The following is a 19100-nucleotide window of genomic DNA, read 5'->3' as shown; positions in this document are numbered from 1 at the left end:
TTGACCGGGCAACCGGAGGCAAAGCAGTTATTGCTGAACCAGTTCAGTCGATCTCATTAGATTGGCTCGTAGGGACAGAGATAACCGGCTTTGCTTTTTTTTGTAAGCATATACTAACCAATCGATGGAGGGGAATTGTAAATGAAAACCAAATCAACTGTGGTCAAAGGAACAAAAGTACTATTCACATTGCTGTTAAGTGGAGTTATTGGATGGACTGGTGTTGTTTCACCGGGAGGGGGCGTACTTCAGGCAGATGCCGCAGAGGGGTCTGCACCACGTCTGGTTGAAAATCTGGGAAGAGGTCTCACTGCCGTATATCTGGGAGAGAGCAAGGTATATCTGAGCTGGCGTCTGCTTGGGACCGAACCGCAGCAGGTTACATTTGATATCTATCGTCGGACGGGTACAGAAGAGGTGAAGCTGAATGACCAGCCTTTGACACAGGGAACCAATTATACGGACACCAATGTAGATGTAACTCAGAGCCATACGTATATCGTGAAGTCTTATGTGGAGGATAGCTTACAGGATGAGAGTGCAGAGGTTGTGTTGGCGGCGAATCCCGAGATCCGCAATTATTTCAGTATTCCATTGCAAAATATAACATCCAATCCGTCCGATTATTTTGTGCAGCATGGCTGGCCAGGGGATCTGGACGGTGATGGGGAATATGAATACGTAGTCACCCGCATTCCGGTGAACGGAGGCAATAAATATGTGGAAGCCTACAGCCTGACCGAAGGTTTCCTATGGCGAATTGATCTGGGGCCTTACAGCGTGACCACGATCGATACATATAATGCGCCACCTGCTTCGGTGAGCGAATTCGGTGTGGCTGGACTGGGCGGCTGGCGTGACAACGACAATATAACGGTGTTTGATCTGGACAGTGACGGGAGGGCTGAAGTGCTGCTGCGTACCTTTGAAGGGGTAGCGTTTGCGGATGGTCAGGTCGTTCCTGCTACAGCGGAGCGTGCACAGTATGTTTCCGTCGTGAATGGATGGACGGGAACAGAAGCGGCACGCACAACGATAACCAATGATTATGCAGCCGATGGTCCGCTCAGTGGGCACTTTGGCATTGCTTATCTGGATGGTGAACATCCAAGCCTGATTACGGCGCTCAAAAATCGTACGCTCAGCCGCAACTTTCAGTATGTGACGTCAGCCTATGACTATGCAGGTGGTGCCCTGACCGAGCGTTGGAGACATGCGGGAGCGGACGGTGAGTTTTTCCACCAGATTCGTATACTGGATCTTGACGGGGATGGGAAGGATGAGCTGTCATTCGGAGGCTGGGCGCTGGATGATAACGGGGAGACCTTATACAGTCTGCCGGGTGTAGTCCATGGCGATCGTTTCCACATTACAGACATTGATCCGGATCGACCGGGGCTGGAGCAATTCGGGATTCAGCAGGCGGAGAACGGAAACGTCAATCAATTCCCTTGGTTTTATGCCGATGCGGCGACGGGCGAGATCATTCGTACAGGGGAAATCCCGCAGGATGTCGCACGGGGAACACTGGCGGATATTGATCCAACGCACCATGGGCTTGAGATGTGGTCAAGTTCAGGCAATATCTACAATGTGGACGGCGAAGTGATCAGCTCAGTTCAGCCCTCAACCAATTTCAGAATTTGGTGGGATGGTGATGTGCTTGGCGAGCTGCTGGATAAGAATTTTGTGGAAAAGTGGGATTGGGAGCAGAACACAACAACACGTCTGTTTACAGCCGATGATGTTCGCGTGAATTCCAGAAACGCCCCTGTGCTCTATGGCGATCTATTGGGGGATTGGAGAGAGGAAATTCTCTATGAAACGAGTGATTTCACAGCATTACGTCTGTACACAACAACGATACCATCCGATGTCCGCATCTACACGTTGCCGCATAACCCGGCCTACCGCAATGGGCTGGCGGTGAAAGGATATATGCAATCCTTGTTGACGGATTATTATCTGGGTGAAGGAATGACAACACCAACCGTCCCGAACATTCTTCCCGTCGTGTACAATGGGGATCATGAGTCTTAAACCAAGGGAAGGGGATGTTTCAGATGCATGGTCAGATATCCAAAAAGGAAACTTCCTGCTGTTGTTCTGCAAGCCGAAGTGGCAGGATGGAAGTGAAAATTCAATTAGAGGACAAGCCCGAATTGACGGCTTCCCGTGAGAGTGCAGCGTCTGACCATGCATCACGTCATTCCGTTGACCTTCTTGAGATTAGTATGCTGGCGAGAGACGATGGAAACATCGCCGGGCGAAACGATAGGGACAGCATATGGATTGAAGGTGGACGTTTTCTTATGGGCACCAATGATCCGGAAGCTTTTGCAGGTGATGGGGAAGGGCCTGTCCGGGATACCCAGGTGGACTCCTTTTATCTGGATGAATGCACAGTGACCAATGCGCAGTTTGGACAATTTGTACGGGAGACAGGATATCGAACAGAAGCCGAGCGATTCGGCTGGTCCTTTGTTTTTCATCTGTTCGTTTCTTCGCAAACGGCTGTGAATGTTCGTACCGTGGTGCAGCAAACGCCCTGGTGGTGGGTTGTTGAAGGTGCAGACTGGTCTCATCCCGAAGGACCTGACTCTGATGTGAATGACAGGGCTGACCATCCCGTTATCCATATCTCCTGGAACGATGCCAATGCGTATTGTGGCTGGGCGGGTAAGCGCCTGCCCTCAGAAGCCGAGTGGGAATATGCAGCCCGAGGTGGATTAATCCAGAAGAAATATCCCTGGGGCGACGTTCTGCGGCCGGATGGACAGCACCAGTGTAATATCTGGCAAGGAACCTTTCCAACTCAAAATAATGCCGCAGATGGTTATGCAGGTACAGCTCCATCCCGATCCTTTACTGCAAACGGATATGGATTGTACAACATGTCAGGTAATGTATGGGAATGGTGCGCTGACAACTATGTTACGGATCATGAAAATTCTATACTTGCTCAGATAGTTGCTTCTCCCGATGAAGTTCGCAAGGTGTTAAAAGGTGGTTCCTACCTTTGCCACCGTTCCTATTGCAATCGGTACAGAGTGGCAGCACGGATTCCCAATACGCCGGATACATCCACCGGACATATCGGTTTTAGATGTGCATCCGATGTATTGCCGGTATAGCGTGCTATTGATTGGACATACCGAATACGATTATGTATATGAAAGGAATACAAGCGACTCATGTGAGTCGCTTTTTTCCTTTTACTGATCGGAAAGGATAATTCCGTTATTTCACGAATACAACAGAGAACTCAGCGAATTCAAAATCACAGACAAAGGGTGTGCCACATGACGAATCTATTCGAACAATGTTCAGGTCAAACATTATCTGCCAATCTGGGATGGCTGAACGAGCCAGCAGATTGGTCCATTGAAGACGGCAAAGTAACGATAACCGTTTCGCCGATCAGTGACTTTTTTATTGATCCGGGAGGGGACCCGGTCAAAGCCTCAGCTCCATTTTTACATACGATAATCAAGGGAGATTTCAGCATCGTCGCTCAAGTACAGGTGGACATGAAAGAACAGTATGACTCGGGCTGCCTGATGGTGAGGGTGGACGATACGAATTGGGCTAAAGTTTGCTTTGAGTATTTCGAAGAACAGCCATCCATTCTCAGTGTCGTTACTCGTGGTAACTCGGATGATTGTGTATCAGCACCTGTAGAGGTTAAAAAGCCTTATTTACGTGTAGCCCGGGCAGGCAACAGCTTTGCTTTCCATTATTCTCAGGATGGAGAGAAGTGGAAGCTGGTTCGTTATTTCGGTCTCGACTGCCCGGAAGAGATCAAAGTTGGCATTGTGGCCCAATCCCCCATTGGGCAAGGGACGACGGTTACTTTTACAAATGTACAGCTTCAACATGGGGTGACCGGAAGTGTTCGCCGAGTAGAATAACCGGACAAAGGAAAGCACAGCATGACAGGTTATTGGGTTGTTTTTCAGTTATATTAGACATCAAGGAGTGATTAACACATGAACTGGATCAACTCATTACAGGTCGCTATTCAATATATGGAAGACCACTTGCTCGAAAATATGACGACGGAGCAGATTGCAGCGCAGGCCCATATCTCTCCTTTTCATTTTCAACGTACCTTTGCCATACTAACTGATGTTACTGTAGCCGAGTACATAAGACGCAGACGATTGACATTGGCGGCACATGAGCTGCTTCAGAGTGATATTAAAATTATCGATTTGGCGCTTAAATACGGTTTCGATACACCGGAATCTTTCTCCAAAGCCTTTCGTAGACAACATGGTATCGCACCCAGTGAGGCTCGAAAGAATAGTAACGCTGTCCAATCGTATAATCGTCTGGTTATTCAAGTGAGTCTACAAGGAGCAGAACCGATGAAGTATAAAATCGTTGAACATCCTGAATTTACGTTAGTAGGAGTGAAGCAGGCTTTCTCATATGTAGATGGAGAACACCTGCAAGGGATAGGGAAGCTGTGGCAGGAAGCGTGGACGAGCGGTACAGAGGATCGTTTGTTTGAACTGAACAATGGGGATATTCAGGGATTACTTGGCGTTGTTGTGGATCAGAACGAAATTCAGGAGAAACAGATGCAATACTGGATTGCTACGGCTTACGATGGTGAGGTACCTGATGGATTATCAACCTTCACGATGCCTGCTTCCAAATGGAGTGTATTTGAAGTAGAAGGCCCGATGCCGGAGAGCATGCAGCTTCTGTGGAAACAGATTATTTCGGAATGGTTTCCATCCAATCCTTATGAGCACGCGTATATGCCAGAGCTGGAAGTATACCCAGGGCCGAACCAACCGCCGCAAATCTGGATACCGATTAAATAAATTTTAATGGTTTCAAACTCGATCATTGTAGCCCGTAAACACTCGGATAACCGAAGCTGTTTATGGGTTATTTGGTTGTGATTAATCAGGGATTCGAAGTTGTACAGAGGATGTTCAAGCGTTGTTCATTTTATTGCAACTAGGTAAACATGATATATTGGAACAAGAGTTTATCGCATTAAGAGAACAATAAGGTGAAGCGCAGGGAGGCAGACGTGTTGCATGTGGAGAAATTCGTTCAAGCGATTATGGCTCATGAGGAATTAATGCACGACCTGCGGCGAGTTCGAAGTCTGCAATTGCCTCAATGTTACATAGGCGCAGGATATGTTCGTAATTATATCTGGGATCTTCTTCATGGATATGCCCTTCGTGAGCTGCATAGTGATATCGATGTTGTCTATTATGATGCGTCAGACCTGCGTGAGGAACGAGACATCCAGTTGGAGCGTCAGCTTCGTGAGTTGACAGGCAATGCCAAGTGGTCGGTCAAAAATCAGGCGAGAATGCATCTGCGCAATGGCACAGTTCCTTATCATTCTACTGAAGATGCTCTTCGCTATTGGCCAGAAGTTGTGACTGCCATAGGAGTACAGTTGGATGAAGAGGATCGGGTGAACATCTGTGCTCCGCATGGCTTGCATGATCTGTATCAACTCGTAGTCCGCAAAAGTCCGTTCTTCACGGATGCTGACTATTATAATCAACGCGTACAGAAGAAGTGCTGGCAGGAACAATGGCCGAAACTAACGATAATAACAGCTTGAAATAATAAGTGATTTGCGGAATAGTGGGTACAAGAAGGAGTGTCTACGGATTTGATAAAAAAGTTCTTACAAAAAAATGGACTGATCATTGATCTTGTCCTGTTGGCATGTTTTGTGGCATTTCTGATCTTCTGGGGCCAAAGATTTCCAGTCATGTTATTCGGAATGATCACGGTGGCCTTTATCGTGCTAAGGCGGATCGACTATCAGAAGCATGTTATTCTGAAGCGGATTATCCTTACCGGATTTGGCGTGGTTGCCGTCTCTTTTGTCATTATTGAAGCACTTGTATTTACACAGCTCGGTGCGAATGATCCGGAAGAAGCGGACTATGTCATTATTCTGGGTTCGGGTATCAAAGGAACAGAATTGTCATTGACCCTGAAGCAAAGGCTGGATACCAGTCTGGCCTATATTCGCAGTCATCCTCAGACACCGGTCATTGTATCGGGTGGGCAGGGACCTGGAGAATCGATTCCTGAAGCGCTCGCCATGAAAAACTATCTGATTGAACAGGGGATTAGCCCTACCCAAGTCATTATGGAAGATCGCTCCACAAGCACACAGGAGAATTTGGCCTTTTCCAAAAAAATCATTATTGATTCCGGGCTGGAGCACCCCGAGATCATGATCGTCACCAGTGACTATCATATGTTCCGCTCCAAATATATCGCTGCCAAGAACGGTTATGCGGCAGAATACGGCATATCCGCTCCGTCACCGGGATATTTGAAACCGGTCAACATGATCCGTGAATATTTTGCTACGATCAAAACATTTATCTAGTCTATCGGCATAAATCCAAAACAAAGAAAAAGAAAAAGAGAGTCTCAACTCAAGAAGACATCGGTTTACTCCTGACAGCGTGCGAACGTTGTCTTTTTGTGTTCAGATATCTGAATCTCAAACCATGTTATAATATAGGTCATTAATAGAAGAACGATGTAGGAGTGAATGATCATTACAGCATATCAATTACCTGCTCTATATGAGCAGAAGAAAGTTTCAATGCACGAGATGGAAGAGATTGTACGACTGTTGGCCCAAGCACCGCTACTATATGATGATGGGCAGAGCATTCAGGTTCAGGATTACATGGGAGGATTGGAGGTCGAACTTGAGCATGAGGTACGTCGTGCAGTGACCGAGTTGTACGAACTGGCTGTTCAGGCCTGCCGCGCCTTCGCTGATCCATTGGCGTATGAGCAGTTTCAGGATGCGCTTGGGTTACAGGCTGAGTTATGGCAGGAGGAAGTGCTCACTCTTGCGAAGTGGATGGACTGGTTGAAGCAGATTAGTGAAGGAAAGAAAATACTGCCAGAGTATAACTTTACAGCCATGCTTGGCAACTTGCCAGACGGATTCATGATCCATGACTTTTATGATGAACTCCGATATCAATTGGAACAAAACCCTGCAAACGCATGGGCGATCGAAGAGCGGGATTGCTTGTACGCAGCCCTGGGTGCGAATTAAATCAAACCAATGGGTCACCAGCGGTGTTTAATCTAATATAAGCAATTTGCATGCATAGAAACATTCCAATCTATATCTTGCGAGTTCTTTACCCAGTATGGGAAATGAGGGGATACCGTGAAGAAGATTGTATTGGCTGGTGGAACGGGATTTGTCGGACAGGATTTTGCCCAGAGGTTCAAGAAGCTGGGTTATGAGGTGCTGATCATCTCGCGTCAGCCCGGTCATATTGTCTGGGAGGATCGAGCAGGAATCATAGGGGCATTGGAAGAAGCAGAGATGCTGATTAACCTGGCAGGTAAATCGGTGAACTGCCGTTATACGGATGAGAATCGCAAAGTCATTCTGGAATCCAGAACCCGTACAACACGAATTCTCGGCGAAGCCGTGCTGGCTTGTAATCATCCTCCCGAACTATGGATTAATTCGAGTACAGCAACCATATACAGACATGCCGAAGATCGCCCCATGACGGAAAAAGAGGGCGAGATTGGCTCGGGCTTCTCGGTTGACGTTGCCAAGGCGTGGGAACGGGCTTTCTTCGAATTCAGTCTGCCGTCTACACGTCAGATTGCATTGCGGATTGCGATTGTGCTGGGTGAGGGCGGCGTAATGGTGCCCATGACGAACCTGGTCCGTTTTGGCCTGGGTGGTTCGCAAGGAGCTGGAACACAGCAGTTCAGCTGGATTCATATCGAGGATCTGTTCCGCATGGTGATCTATCTGCAGGAGCATCCACACCTGAATGGTGTGTTCAATGCCTCCTCGCCGCATCCCGTTACGAATCGCGAGCTGATGGCGAGCCTGAGAGAGCAGATGGGTGTTCGGATCGGATTACCTTCCCCTCGCTGGATGCTTGAAGTGGGCGCACGTTTTATTCAGACCGAAACAGAGCTTGTCCTCAAAAGCCGATGGGTGATTCCCGAGCGATTGGAGAGGGAAGGATTCACTTTCACATACGGTACGCTAGATACTGCTCTTGCGGAGATTCTGAATAAGAAGAAATGACACTTCATACAAAAGAAAACACAACAGGAAGGGCAGAGGCATCTGCCCTTTTATTATATATTTCAAAGCTGCTATTTGATGGCGTTTCGCCATTTGAGGTGGAGGATTCATTTCATTTATAAATGTTCAACTAAACATTTACACGATAACGGAGAGGGCAGAAATAACTTGAAGAAGCAGAGCGGTCGCCTAAAAGCTTTCTGCAAGAAAGCTGCATCGGAAGCATATGCTTATCCCCGGATTTTCCCTTCTTAAGAAGGGAATCAAAAAAATCTGGGGATAACAGCGATCGGAAAGTTGTTCTGTCATCGGAGTATCAGTGTAAATACAATTAGCTGAACTTATAGAGGTTTTTCAAAAAGTCCGCTTTTGATTACGAAGGATGCCTAGTGGCATCATCAGCATCGAATATGGTATTCAGCCGAAATGTCCGTTGCTCACGTAGTTTTCCTACGCTCCGCTACTCCATTTCTAGCTTCATCCCATCTTCTCGGTACTGAAAACCGGTCTTTTTGAATACGAACTTATTATCAGTCAGATGAACAGAAAGAGGTTGGGGAAATGCAACTTAGAAGAGTAAGGATCGCGGGAACAGGGAAGTACCTGCCGGAACAGGAAGTCACCGATGAGGAACTGGATCGCCGTTTGGGCGTGCCTGCCGGATGGGTCAGCAAAGCCACAGGCGTAGGTGTGCGCCATTATGCTTCGGGTGAAGAAACCTCCTCCTTCATGGGCGCGCGAGCTGCCGAAGCTGCACTGGCGGATGCAGGATTGCAATTCAGTGATATCGACTGCCTGGTGTGTACCAGTGGCACGAAGGAACAACCGTTACCAAGTACGGCAGTGTTTATCCAGCAGGCCATGGGGCAGCAAGATTCGGGCGTACCTGCCTTTGATATGGATGCAACCTGCTTAAGTTTCCTGAACGGACTGGATGTGATCTCCTATATGGTAGATGCCGGACGTTACCAGCGAGTACTGCTCGTAGCCACTGAGATTGCCTCAGCCGGACTGAATTGGTCGGATAAAGAAAGTGCGGCCCTGTTCGGAGATGGAGCGGCCGCCGTTATTATTGAACGTTCGCCTGAAGGATCATCGTCACAGATCGTCCATGCTTCACTTCGAACCTACAGCCGAGGTGCTCGCTTCTCGGAGATTGCCGGTGGAGGCACACGGCTGCATGCATCTAATTACAAGGCAGATCAGCCTGAACCCTACCTATTTCATATGGATGGACAGGCCATCTTCCGCATGGCTTCCAGACTTCTGCCCGGATTCATCAGCGACATGTTACAGGCGACCGGGAATCGGATGGAGGATTTCCAATTGGTTATTCCTCATCAGGGGAGTGCCATGGCGATGAGATTGATCCGCAAGAAGCTTGGGATTGCTGAAGATCGATTCATGGACATCACACGAAATCACGGCAATACGATTGCGGCATCCATCCCGATGGGGCTGCATGAAGCGATTAGACAACAGCGCATTCAACGGGGGGGTCGAGTGCTGATGATTGGCACAGCTGCCGGATTATCATTGGGAGGACTCATTTTTGACTACTAGATCTGGGGAAACCGGACATCACACATCTGCTTCTCTCCGTGTGCTGCTTACAGGCGGGAGGGCTCCCGTAACGCTCGATCTAGCACGCATGCTTCATCGGGCAGGCCATCGCGTCTATGTAGCGGAGAGTGCAGCAAGGCATCTGACCAAATCATCCAGTGCAGTGGAACAGTGTGCTGCGGTCCCATCGCCGCGACATGACACAAAAGCGTATCTGGCAGAGCTGGAACGGTTGGTTCAGGATTGGCAGATTGACCTGTTGATTCCGATGTGTGAAGAAGTCTTCTATGTGGCTCAAGGGGCAGACAGACTGAGTTCATACTGTCGTGTTCTGGTCTCTTCATTGGAGCAGCTGCATGAGCTGCATCATAAATATGATTTTATCCAGCTAGCAAGATCACTCGGTCTTTTGGTTCCGGATACACGCCTGATCAAAAGTCAGAAGGAATGGATGGAAACTCAAACTGTTCTGGAAACGATGGGGGATTGGGTATGGAAACCGGTGTACTCCCGTTTTGCCGCCAAAGTCCGCATGCCGAATCTTATGACAGATGACGCTGGGGCAGGGACGGATCAGCAAGGAAACGTAAGCGAAAAGAAACGTCGACATTTCCGTAACGACCCTCTGGACGAAGTAGCATTATCATCTATTTCACCTTGGGTTGCACAGGCCTACATTCCTGGTCAGATGTTATGTACATACAGCATAGCGCATGAAGGGCAACTGGTTGCGCATTCCACTTACGACAGCCGCTATCGTACAGGTAGCGTGGGAGCCAGTGTTTTTTTTGAACAGGTGGAACATGAAGGTGCCCTTGCGTGGGTGAGACAATTTGTCCAGGCAACGGGGTTTAGCGGACAGATTGGGTTTGATTTTATAGAAGGTCAGAATGGTCGAGTGTACGCAATTGAGTGTAATCCGAGGGCAACGAGTGGGATTCATCTGTTTCACCCCGGAGGTGACTTGGTACGTGCACTGACTGAACCTGAGACATTGATCAAAGAAAGAAAAATGATCATGCCGGCACAGGGCAGCAAAGCCATGCTCATGCTTCCCATGCTGGGAAGCGGGGTTCAGCAGATCTTCGGCAAAGGAAAGTTCCGGGTATGGATAGCAGCGTGGCGTGGCACCAGGGATGTGGTCTATGCACGACAGGATCTTCAACCTTTAATGGAACAATTCGGAGTGGTGCTGGCCGCATGGCGTCTGGCAAGATCGCAGAAGTGCTCGCTGACTGAAGCTTTGACTCACGACATAGAATGGAACGGTGAACAACAATGAACAGAGCATTGGTTACAGGAGCTACGGGATGTCTGGGTAGGCACCTCGCGATCCGACTAGCAAAAGAGGGATGGGAAGTCACCGGTATGGGCCGACAGCCTAAGGTTGGTGCAGAACTTGAGGCGGCAGGAATCCGATTCCAGAGTGGAGATATACGGGATGAGGCAGCAGTAAACGAAGCGTGTATGGGACAGGATGTGGTGTTTCACTGCGCAGCTCTATCCTCCCCATGGGGCCGATATCGTGATTTTTATAGCAGTAATGTAGAAGGGACACAGAATCTCGTAGATGGCGGTATACGTGGTAATGTACAGCGATTCATACACGTCTCCACGCCAAGTATATATTTTAACTACCACCCGCGATATAACGTACATGAGAATGATCCGTTGCCATCCAAACCAGCGAATCATTATGCCGCCACGAAGCTTCTCGCTGAGCAGGTTGTGATGGAGGGGCATGCGAAGGGACTTCCCTCGATCATGATTAGACCGCGAGCGATCTTTGGCCCGTATGATCAGACGTTATTTCCCAGAATTGTAGCAGCAAATGCGAAATCGGGCGTGCCCATGATCGGTGGTGGACAGGCATTAATCGATCTGACATGTGTGGATAATGTGGTGGATGCCCTATTCTTGTGCCGCGATGCCTCTGACGAAGCGCTCGGCCGAGCTTACAATATCTCCAACGGCGATCCGAGGGCGTTCAGTGAGTTGGTAAGCAGCTTGTTTGGCATGCTGGATATGTCATTGCGTCGTCGCAACATTCCTTATCGGACGGCATATGGAGCGGCGGCATTGCTGGAGCGAGTTCATGGCTTTATTCCTGCGTTGGGTGAACCTCCGTTGACACGGTACACAGTCGGCTCCTTATCCATTCCACAGACATTGGATATTACAGATGCACGGGAGCGATTGGGGTACATCCCTCGGGTATCTATTGAAGAGGGTTTGCAACAATTTGCAGACTGGTGGAGGGCTGAATCATGCTGACAACAACTCCGGTGAAACTATATTTGGGTGCGGCGGGTTACTGTACACATCCAGAGTTTCTGACGCTGCGCGGTGGTCGGTTGAGCCCAGTGACTTTCCCGGCAGGATTTGCCTGCATCATTCATCCCGTACATGGACCGATGCTGCTGGATACGGGTTATAGCTCCCGATTTTTTGAGGAAACGGCTCATCTGCCCAACGCACTGTATCGTCATATTACACCTGTGGTCTATCGTGAAGAGGATAGTGCCCTTCAATTTTTGGCTGGGCTTGGACTGAAAGCTTCCGATATTCGGTATATCATCCTCTCGCATTTTCACGGCGATCATATCGCGGGTGTACGAGATTTCCCAGAGGCACAATTCATCTATCTGCCCAGAGCTTATGATGCTGTGCGCTCACTCGGTCCGATTGCGGCTGTAAAGGCAGGCTTTCTTGCCGGGCTGTTGCCCGAGGATTTTATGGCCAGATCATTGCCTGTTACGTGTCAGCCTGAGCGGTTGACGAGAATAGGGGAAGGATTCCCTTTTGATGAGGTCTACGATATCTTCGGTGATGGCAGTCTGCTTGGGGTGGATGTATGCGGTCATGCGGAAGGCATGATGGGACTCCTGCTGCGTACAGAAGAACATGACTATTTTCTCTGCGCGGACGCGGTATGGTCGAGTCGGGCTTTTCGTGAACAGCGCAGACCTCATGCGCTCGCGGGTATTATTATGTCGAATCGACAGGAATACCACCGTAACTTTGACAAGCTGGTTCAGCTGCATCAGCAGTTTCCCCACATTCGGATTGTGCCGAGTCATTGTCGAGATGTACTGGACGTTTGGGGTGTGGGAGGGCCGAAACGATGAGCAATACCCTTCGTATTGTGGTTCATTATGCGCTTGCACGTGGGCTGCGAACATGGAAAACGCGAGAAAAACTGGAGCGCTGGCAAGAGCGCCGGGTTATTCGGCATGTCCATCAGATCCGTGCCCGCTCTCCGTTTTACCGGAAGTGGTGGGGTAGCTTGAACGCATCCGACTGGAGAAGATTTCCCTTGATTGATAAATCGATTATGATGGAGCACTTCGATACACTGAACACGGTGGGCATCACCAAGGACGAAGCGCTGGCTCTTGCAGGTGAAAGTGAAGCAACACGTGACTTCAAACCTTCCATTCAAGGCGTGACGGTTGGACTGTCTTCGGGCACGTCAGGGAACCGGGGGATATTTTTGGTGAGTGATCGGGAGCAGGATGCGTGGACGGGCACAGTGCTGGCCAAGTTGCTGCCTGGTGGACTGTGGAAACCTGCGAAGATTGCGTTTTTCCTGCGGGCCAACAGTAATCTTTATGAATCGGTGCAACGTGGCAAATTGCAGTTTCAGTACTTTGATCTGCTGGAGCGTGTGGAGACCTTGGTGAATCGGCTGGAAACCTACCAACCTACCGTGTGGGTGGCTCCTCCATCCATGCTGCGTCTGTTGGCGGATGCCTATGTGGCAGGCAATTTGACTGCTGTACCGGATAAAATCATCTCTGTTGCCGAGGTGTTGGACCCCCTGGATCGCAAGGTGCTGGAGCAGGTCTTCGGACAGACCGTTCATCAAGTCTATCAGTGTACGGAAGGATTTCTGGGTGCGACCTGTCGTTATGGCACACTACATTTGAATGAAGATATCGTGCATATTGAAAAAGAGTTCATTGATCCCGCCACCCGGCGGTTCGTGCCCATTATTACGGACTTTTCCAGAACATCACAGCCGATCATCCGGTATCGACTGAATGATATTCTGACCGAGGCGGCGATGCCATGTGCCTGTGGTTCCCCATTTACCGCCATTGAGCGGATCGAAGGCCGCTGTGATGACACGCTTTATTTTTCAAACATACATACGGGTGAGGCGGTACTAGTCTTTCCCGATTTCGTTACCCGTTCGGTTATTGCGGCTTCGCCGGATATTGAACATTATCGTGTGGTGCAGCAAGGGGACGGATCAATGGAAGTATCTCTTCGACTTGGCGGGAGCGCAGTGATGGCTCAGGTTGAGACAGATGTACTGCGGGAACTGATGAAGCTGGGAGAGCGGCTCGAATGTAATTTGCCTGAGGTCAAATTCGTTCCGTATACGTTCGAACCGGGAGTCACGAAGCTGCGCAGGGTGGAGAGACGGCATAGCGATTAAGCAGGAGTCTTGCGGTCTAGGTAGGAAGTAAGCAATTTACCGAGGAAAGAAGGTCACGCCGTGACAGCAGAGGAGCACTTAACAGAAGCCGGGCAGGGACGGATTAACACAGATTCGGATGTAGTGAAAAAAACGAAGGAGGGAGCTAACGCTCCTGTGGCCTTAATTACAGGTACATCCAGTGGTTTCGGTATGCTTACCGCAATCACCCTTGCCAAGCAAGGATATCGTGTTGTTGCTACAATGCGTGACCTGAGTCGAAGAGAAGAATTGGTGAAGCTGGCTGAACAGGCGGGGATATCCGAACGTTTGCAATATGTGCAACTGGATGTGACCGATGCTGAATCGGTGCATAAAGCTGTGAGTACCGTACTTCACAATAATGGCCGAATCGATATACTGGTGAACAATGCGGGATTTGCGGTGGGCGGGTTCATTGAGGAAGTATCGATGGAGGATTGGCGGCGTCAGATGGAAACCAATCTGTTTGGATTAATCGCCGTGACACGGGCGGTACTGCCTGTGATGCGTGAACAGAAGCAGGGACTGATTATTAACTTGTCCAGCGTCAGTGGGTTGTCCGGTTTTCCAGGGTATGCGCCCTATGCTGCCTCCAAATTCGCTGTGGAAGGATTCACGGAAAGTTTGCGCCATGAGATGTCTTCGTTTGGCGTTCGGGTGGTATTAGTTGAGCCTGGCTCTTATCGCACGCCGATCTGGAATAAAGGTTTGGGTGAGATTCACCGGAGCGAGAACTCCCCATATAAGCATAAGCTGGATGCGGTTCTTCGCTATTCCAAACATGCGAGTGAAACTGCACCTGACCCACAGGAAGTGGCAGATCTGATTGGCCGAATTGCGCGGATGCGTGCACCAAGGCTTCGATATGCGCTGGGAAAAGGTTCGCGTGTGCTGATCATAGGCAAAGCGGTACTACCTTGGAAGTGGCTAGAGCGGATCATCGCCCATGGCTTAAAATAGCGATTAGGCAGGAGATACGATTGCATAATTCCGATTGGGAGGGATAAGCATATTCGAATTCATCGTCATTATTTTACTTCTTGCGATTGTGGGTCTCCTCTTTCATATTAATAGCAAGTTGCCAGCGCGTGATCGGGTGAAGGAAGCAATGGAAAGGGATAAGGTTCGTAAAGCATCGCAATAAAAAAACACGGAGGTTTTTCATGTGAAAATTGCATTCGTTTTGTTTGATGGACTGACTTTCCTTGATTTTGCTGGATTTTATGATGTGATCAATCGGTTGAATTTCTTTGAACCAACCAAAGGGACGACGTGGGAAACCTGTGCCATGACAGATCAGGTCACGGATGAGTCTGGTTTAACGTTGAAGGTGGATCGAGTGAAGCCTGACCTGTCGGAATATGATCTCGTGTTTATCCCCGGGGGCATGGGAACGCGCAAGCTTCGATATGACGAGGCCTTCGTAGGTTGGCTGAAACAGGCTGAATCTGTGCCTTTGAAGGTTTCGGTGTGCACAGGCTCTCTGCTGCTAGGTGCGGCTGGTTTTTTATCCGGTAAAAAAGCAACAACACATCCCCGTGCATATGATTTGCTTGAGCCGTATGTCGCCGAGGTAATTCAGAAGCGAATTGTAAAAGATGGGAATGTAATTACAGCCGGTGGAGTAGCCACGTCCATTGATCTGGGGATTTATGTTGTTGGTTTGCTCGCAGGGCAGGAAGCGGCGGCGAATGTGAAACTTCAGATCGATTATCCTTATGAGATGCAGGGAGTGGTGGAAGAATGAACGAAGATCGAAAGCAAGAGACCTATATCATTCGCAATATTCAGCGAGATGAAGCAGACATCTACTGGCCTTTGCGACTGGAAGCACTGAAAAAACATCCTGAAGCCTTCGGGGCTTCGTTCGAGTTGTCCATTCAGATCCCCTTGAGTGAAGTGCAGGAGCGCATACATAATGAACCGGATGATTACATTCTGGGCGCATATACAGAAGAAGGAACCTTGGCGGGAATGATGGGTTTCAAAAGGGAACACGGCCTGAAGCTCAGGCACAAAGGTATGATCTGGGGCGTCTATGTAGCTCCGCAATATCGGGGAAGTGGGCTGGCTTCGCGCTTGCTCCGCGAGGTGCTGGATCGGGGAAGACATCTGGAGGGCATCAAGCAGATTAATCTGAGTGTTGTTACAACGAATGAATCAGCCAGACGTTTATACGAGCGATATGGATTTGAAGTATACGGCATTGAGCGAAACGCATTGGAAGTCCATGGTCAGGGATATGATGAGGCTCATATGAATTACTTTTATACGGAGCGTTCAACATTGGATGATGATACCAGCACAGGAGGAGTCCAATGACGGATCAGGTTAAACTTGAGATCGATGGTGTTTCTTTTGTCTTAAAAGAGTCTCATTCTTTCGATTGGTTACGGCCCTTGGGTACGGTCTTTCGCGTATTCGATCAGCAGGATTCAGGGAATCTCTCCTTCGGTATTGTGCAAAAGGATGGAAAGAAATTATTCGTAAAGTATGCGGGAGCACATACGATTCATGCGAATCATACGGGAAGTCCCCCGGAAGCTATTCGTAATCTGAAATCATCTGTTTCCGTCTACGAGGATTTGGCTCATGACACGTTGATTCGACTAACACATCATTTTGCAACGGATGAGGGCTATGCCTGTGTCTTCGATTGGGTGGATGGCGAGTGTCTGCACTCCCATTGGTATTTCCCGCCTCCGGCCAAGTATGAAGATCCACGTTCGCCCTACTATCGGTTCAGACAGCTTCCGGTGAAAACACGTATTCGGGCAATGGAGCAGATTCTGAATTTTCATATCGAGGTGGAACGAAGAGGTTATGTGGCTGTTGATTTGTAAATGGCAGTCTGATCTATGATTTTGACAGAGAATTCATGAAAATTTGCGATATCGATCTGTATCGGAAGGGCTCTTTTACCAATACCATGGGGCGTATGTGGGGATCTTCCCGCTTTATGTCTCCCGAAGAGTTTGAACTAGGCGCACCCATAGATGCGGTTACCAATGTATTCAATATGGGGGCAACGGCGTTCGGGTTGCTTGGCGGGGAGAAAGATCGTTCCTATGCCAGATGGGATGCCGGAGAAGCATTGTATCAGGTTGTGATGCGTGCGGTGAGTGCCGATCGGTCCGAGCGGTATGTAACGATTGCGGAACTCAGTGAGGCATGGAAAGAAGCTATGATGCAAGGTCATGAGTGAGTGGGTAGAATTTTCGCAAATATGCAAAATCCATTCGTATGTGCGTGTGAAATCCCGTATAATGGAAATTATTAAGGGGGTGCAGGCGATGTGCAGATATGCCATGTCAGGACCATACAAAGACATCTATGCATGCTTCAATTGTCGCAAATCATTTAAACAAGTTTCCCGACACGATCTGAGTCCTGAAGTGGCTACCAAGCTAGAATATAAGTGTCCGCAATGTGCCGTATCTATGGTTAGTATGGGACAGGATTTTCAGGCACCTAAGCAAAGTGATACCAAACAATGGACCAAAGTGATGACGCTATATCGTCATGGTTTTACCTACCATAATTGCGGGTGCGGGGCTGGATACCGTCCTTCTGAATTACGTGAATTGCCCGAATTTCTGGAGCAGCAGGAAGCTGGTAAAGGCAGTGTAGGCGAACGATTATTGCAAAGGTTAACTTCATAGTTATGCTTCCAAAATCGAACCTGTCACCTATGGAAATGTTGAAAATACAAGCGAATACTTTATATACGATCAACGAGCAGCAGCGCCTTTTAAATATTAACGAACCGGGTGGTGGGCAGGCTCCAGCCATTTTTATCGGCATGACTTCTGCCGGTTCACTGACCTATTACCATGAGCAGTTACCGCCGAATCTAATGGATCAGTTGGGTAAGGATAGCGAGCTTCCACTGGATATTCCAAAACTGATTCGAAAGATGGAAACCTTTGAGTCAGTCAACCGTGTGTGGATGGGACCAGCCTATGCTTTTCCTGAAACATTAGATGAGTGGGATCTGAAGGTGCAGTTGATTGGTCATGAGCAGCGTTATTTGCTTGCGGAGCATTTTCCGGAATTAACGGATCACTCGCATGAAAAAAGCCCTGTTGCCGCTTATGTTATTGAGGATTCTGCTGTGGCAGTGTGCTGCTCTGCATGGGTCTCCATTCATGGTGCAGAGGCGAGCCTCTATACCGCATCCGGTTATAGAGGACATGGATATGCAGCGGAGACGGTAAAGTGCTGGCAGTATGATGTTAAGGAGCGTGGACGCATGCCGATCTACAGTACATCCTGGGATAATCTCGCTTCACAGCATGTTGCCCGTAAATTGGGATTAATTCAGTTTGGTGTGGATTTCAGCATCACAACTCTGAATTCGAGGGAGGGCTGTGACGTCCAATGATCCGCACTTTCGTACAAAAGGACCTGCAATATGTCATCGAAGCGCATATCCGTATTTATCGAAAAGAGTATAATTATGATGATAGCTTTGCTGAATTTATTACAAATGCGGTGAATTCGTTTGGACTTACAGTCGAACCTGTTGAGTTTAACTCGTTGTTGAAAGGAGTGGTACAGTGAATCGCAGAAGACTGATTCTGGGTTTGTTATCCGTATGCACAGCATTGACGGTAGCAGCATGTTCGACTCGGACAGAAGACCAAGCATTATCAGTAACCATTGAAAGCAAGTTGCAGCAGATGGTTAGCGACCCTGTCCTCCTGACCAGCAGTAATCCAAATGATTATATTGCTGGTAACCGTGAGGCTTACGAGGACATCCTGAATACGGGTGAGGCAGGACTGCTTTTACTGCTACAGCAGCTCGAATCCAGTCCGGATAATAGTCTTAAGGAATGGATCATGGCTCAGGCTAGTAATGAACTGCTTGGAGAGCATAACCCCGTAGAGGCATGGCATAGTGGCAAGGACTGGCTCAGACAGTATAAAATGAACGTAGAATAATGGCTTATCTTCTCTATAGTACCTGACTTAGCGGAAGTAA

The 19100-nt window shown here is 48.6% G+C and carries 20 protein-coding genes and 1 pseudogene; all 21 read left to right on the top strand.

The annotated features are described in order from the left end of the window. Positions 1 to 141: 141 nt before the first annotated feature. The 21 genes and pseudogenes from OM416_RS14260 to OM416_RS14160 all read left to right on the top strand — a co-directional run bounded on the left by OM416_RS14260 (position 142) and on the right by OM416_RS14160 (position 19060). A complete protein-coding gene (locus tag OM416_RS14260; RefSeq protein WP_264930234.1) occupies positions 142 to 2040 on the top strand; it encodes a hypothetical protein in 1899 nt (632 codons plus the stop codon). Positions 2041 to 2234: 194 nt separating this feature from the next. Further along, the gene (locus tag OM416_RS14255) at positions 2235 to 3134 is read left to right on the top strand and encodes a formylglycine-generating enzyme family protein (protein WP_264930745.1); all 900 of its coding nucleotides are present in this window, start codon (positions 2235 to 2237) and stop codon (positions 3132 to 3134) included. Positions 3135 to 3302: 168 nt separating this feature from the next. Next, positions 3303 to 3911 carry a DUF1349 domain-containing protein gene (locus tag OM416_RS14250; RefSeq protein WP_264930232.1) on the top strand — a complete coding sequence of 203 codons (609 nt, stop codon included), beginning with the start codon at positions 3303 to 3305 and terminating at the stop codon, positions 3909 to 3911. 78 nt (positions 3912 to 3989) lie between these two features. After that, a complete protein-coding gene (locus OM416_RS14245) occupies positions 3990 to 4835 on the top strand; it encodes an AraC family transcriptional regulator (RefSeq protein ID WP_264930230.1) in 846 nt (281 codons plus the stop codon). Between the two features lie 194 nt (positions 4836 to 5029). Beyond that, a complete protein-coding gene (locus OM416_RS14240; protein WP_319951907.1) occupies positions 5030 to 5602 on the top strand; it encodes a nucleotidyltransferase family protein in 573 nt (190 codons plus the stop codon). Between the two features lie 51 nt (positions 5603 to 5653). Next, positions 5654 to 6388, top strand: coding sequence for a YdcF family protein (locus tag OM416_RS14235; RefSeq protein ID WP_264930228.1), 735 nt, complete (start codon positions 5654 to 5656; stop codon positions 6386 to 6388). Between the two features lie 168 nt (positions 6389 to 6556). Further along, positions 6557 to 7078 (top strand): hypothetical protein, encoded by a 522-nt coding sequence (locus tag OM416_RS14230; RefSeq protein WP_264930226.1) that lies wholly within the window; start codon positions 6557 to 6559, stop codon positions 7076 to 7078. 117 nt (positions 7079 to 7195) lie between these two features. Beyond that, positions 7196 to 8086, top strand: coding sequence for a TIGR01777 family oxidoreductase (locus OM416_RS14225; protein ID WP_264930222.1), 891 nt, complete (start codon positions 7196 to 7198; stop codon positions 8084 to 8086). A gap of 561 nt (positions 8087 to 8647) precedes the next feature. Next, complete coding sequence (locus OM416_RS14220; RefSeq protein ID WP_264930219.1) at positions 8648 to 9649, top strand: beta-ketoacyl-ACP synthase III; 1002 nt, start codon at positions 8648 to 8650, stop codon at positions 9647 to 9649. Further along, entirely contained in the window at positions 9639 to 10931 is a 1293-nt protein-coding gene (locus tag OM416_RS14215; RefSeq protein ID WP_264930217.1) for an ATP-grasp domain-containing protein, read from the top strand. Before OM416_RS14220 ends, OM416_RS14215 begins: the two co-directional genes overlap by 11 nt. Then, on the top strand, positions 10928 to 11923 hold the full coding sequence (locus OM416_RS14210) for an NAD-dependent epimerase/dehydratase family protein (protein WP_264930215.1): 996 nt from the start codon (positions 10928 to 10930) through the stop codon (positions 11921 to 11923). The genes OM416_RS14215 and OM416_RS14210 overlap by 4 nt, the downstream gene beginning before the upstream one ends. Next, the gene (locus tag OM416_RS14205; protein WP_264930212.1) at positions 11917 to 12777 is read left to right on the top strand and encodes an MBL fold metallo-hydrolase; all 861 of its coding nucleotides are present in this window, start codon (positions 11917 to 11919) and stop codon (positions 12775 to 12777) included. Before OM416_RS14210 ends, OM416_RS14205 begins: the two co-directional genes overlap by 7 nt. Beyond that, complete coding sequence (locus tag OM416_RS14200; RefSeq protein WP_264930209.1) at positions 12774 to 14093, top strand: F390 synthetase-related protein; 1320 nt, start codon at positions 12774 to 12776, stop codon at positions 14091 to 14093. The genes OM416_RS14205 and OM416_RS14200 overlap by 4 nt, the downstream gene beginning before the upstream one ends. 60 nt (positions 14094 to 14153) lie before the next feature. Beyond that, a complete protein-coding gene (locus tag OM416_RS14195) occupies positions 14154 to 15074 on the top strand; it encodes an SDR family oxidoreductase (RefSeq protein ID WP_264930207.1) in 921 nt (306 codons plus the stop codon). A gap of 205 nt (positions 15075 to 15279) precedes the next feature. Then, entirely contained in the window at positions 15280 to 15861 is a 582-nt protein-coding gene (locus OM416_RS14190; RefSeq protein WP_264930205.1) for a DJ-1/PfpI family protein, read from the top strand. Further along, positions 15858 to 16436: a GNAT family N-acetyltransferase gene (locus OM416_RS14185; RefSeq protein ID WP_264930203.1), complete on the top strand. Its 579-nt coding sequence runs from the start codon at positions 15858 to 15860 to the stop codon at positions 16434 to 16436. Before OM416_RS14190 ends, OM416_RS14185 begins: the two co-directional genes overlap by 4 nt. After that, positions 16433 to 17319, top strand: a pseudogene (locus OM416_RS14180) (serine/threonine protein kinase). Before OM416_RS14185 ends, OM416_RS14180 begins: the two are co-directional and overlap by 4 nt. A gap of 88 nt (positions 17320 to 17407) precedes the next feature. Continuing rightward, positions 17408 to 17776 carry a hypothetical protein gene (locus OM416_RS14175; protein WP_264930201.1) on the top strand — a complete coding sequence of 123 codons (369 nt, stop codon included), beginning with the start codon at positions 17408 to 17410 and terminating at the stop codon, positions 17774 to 17776. A 2-nt stretch (positions 17777 to 17778) separates the two neighbouring features. Next, a complete protein-coding gene (locus OM416_RS14170) occupies positions 17779 to 18498 on the top strand; it encodes a GNAT family N-acetyltransferase (protein ID WP_264930199.1) in 720 nt (239 codons plus the stop codon). After that, on the top strand, positions 18495 to 18677 hold the full coding sequence (locus OM416_RS14165; protein WP_264930197.1) for a hypothetical protein: 183 nt from the start codon (positions 18495 to 18497) through the stop codon (positions 18675 to 18677). The genes OM416_RS14170 and OM416_RS14165 overlap by 4 nt, the downstream gene beginning before the upstream one ends. Continuing rightward, a complete protein-coding gene (locus OM416_RS14160) occupies positions 18674 to 19060 on the top strand; it encodes a hypothetical protein (protein ID WP_264930195.1) in 387 nt (128 codons plus the stop codon). Before OM416_RS14165 ends, OM416_RS14160 begins: the two co-directional genes overlap by 4 nt. Positions 19061 to 19100 lie beyond the last annotated feature (40 nt).

This window comes from Paenibacillus sp. LS1 (assembly GCF_026013365.1).
In the GTDB taxonomy this organism is placed as follows: Bacteria; Bacillota; Bacilli; order Paenibacillales; family Paenibacillaceae; genus Paenibacillus.
The sequence above is the reverse complement of the archived record's forward strand: the minus strand, read 5'-3'. Positions and strand labels throughout refer to the sequence as shown.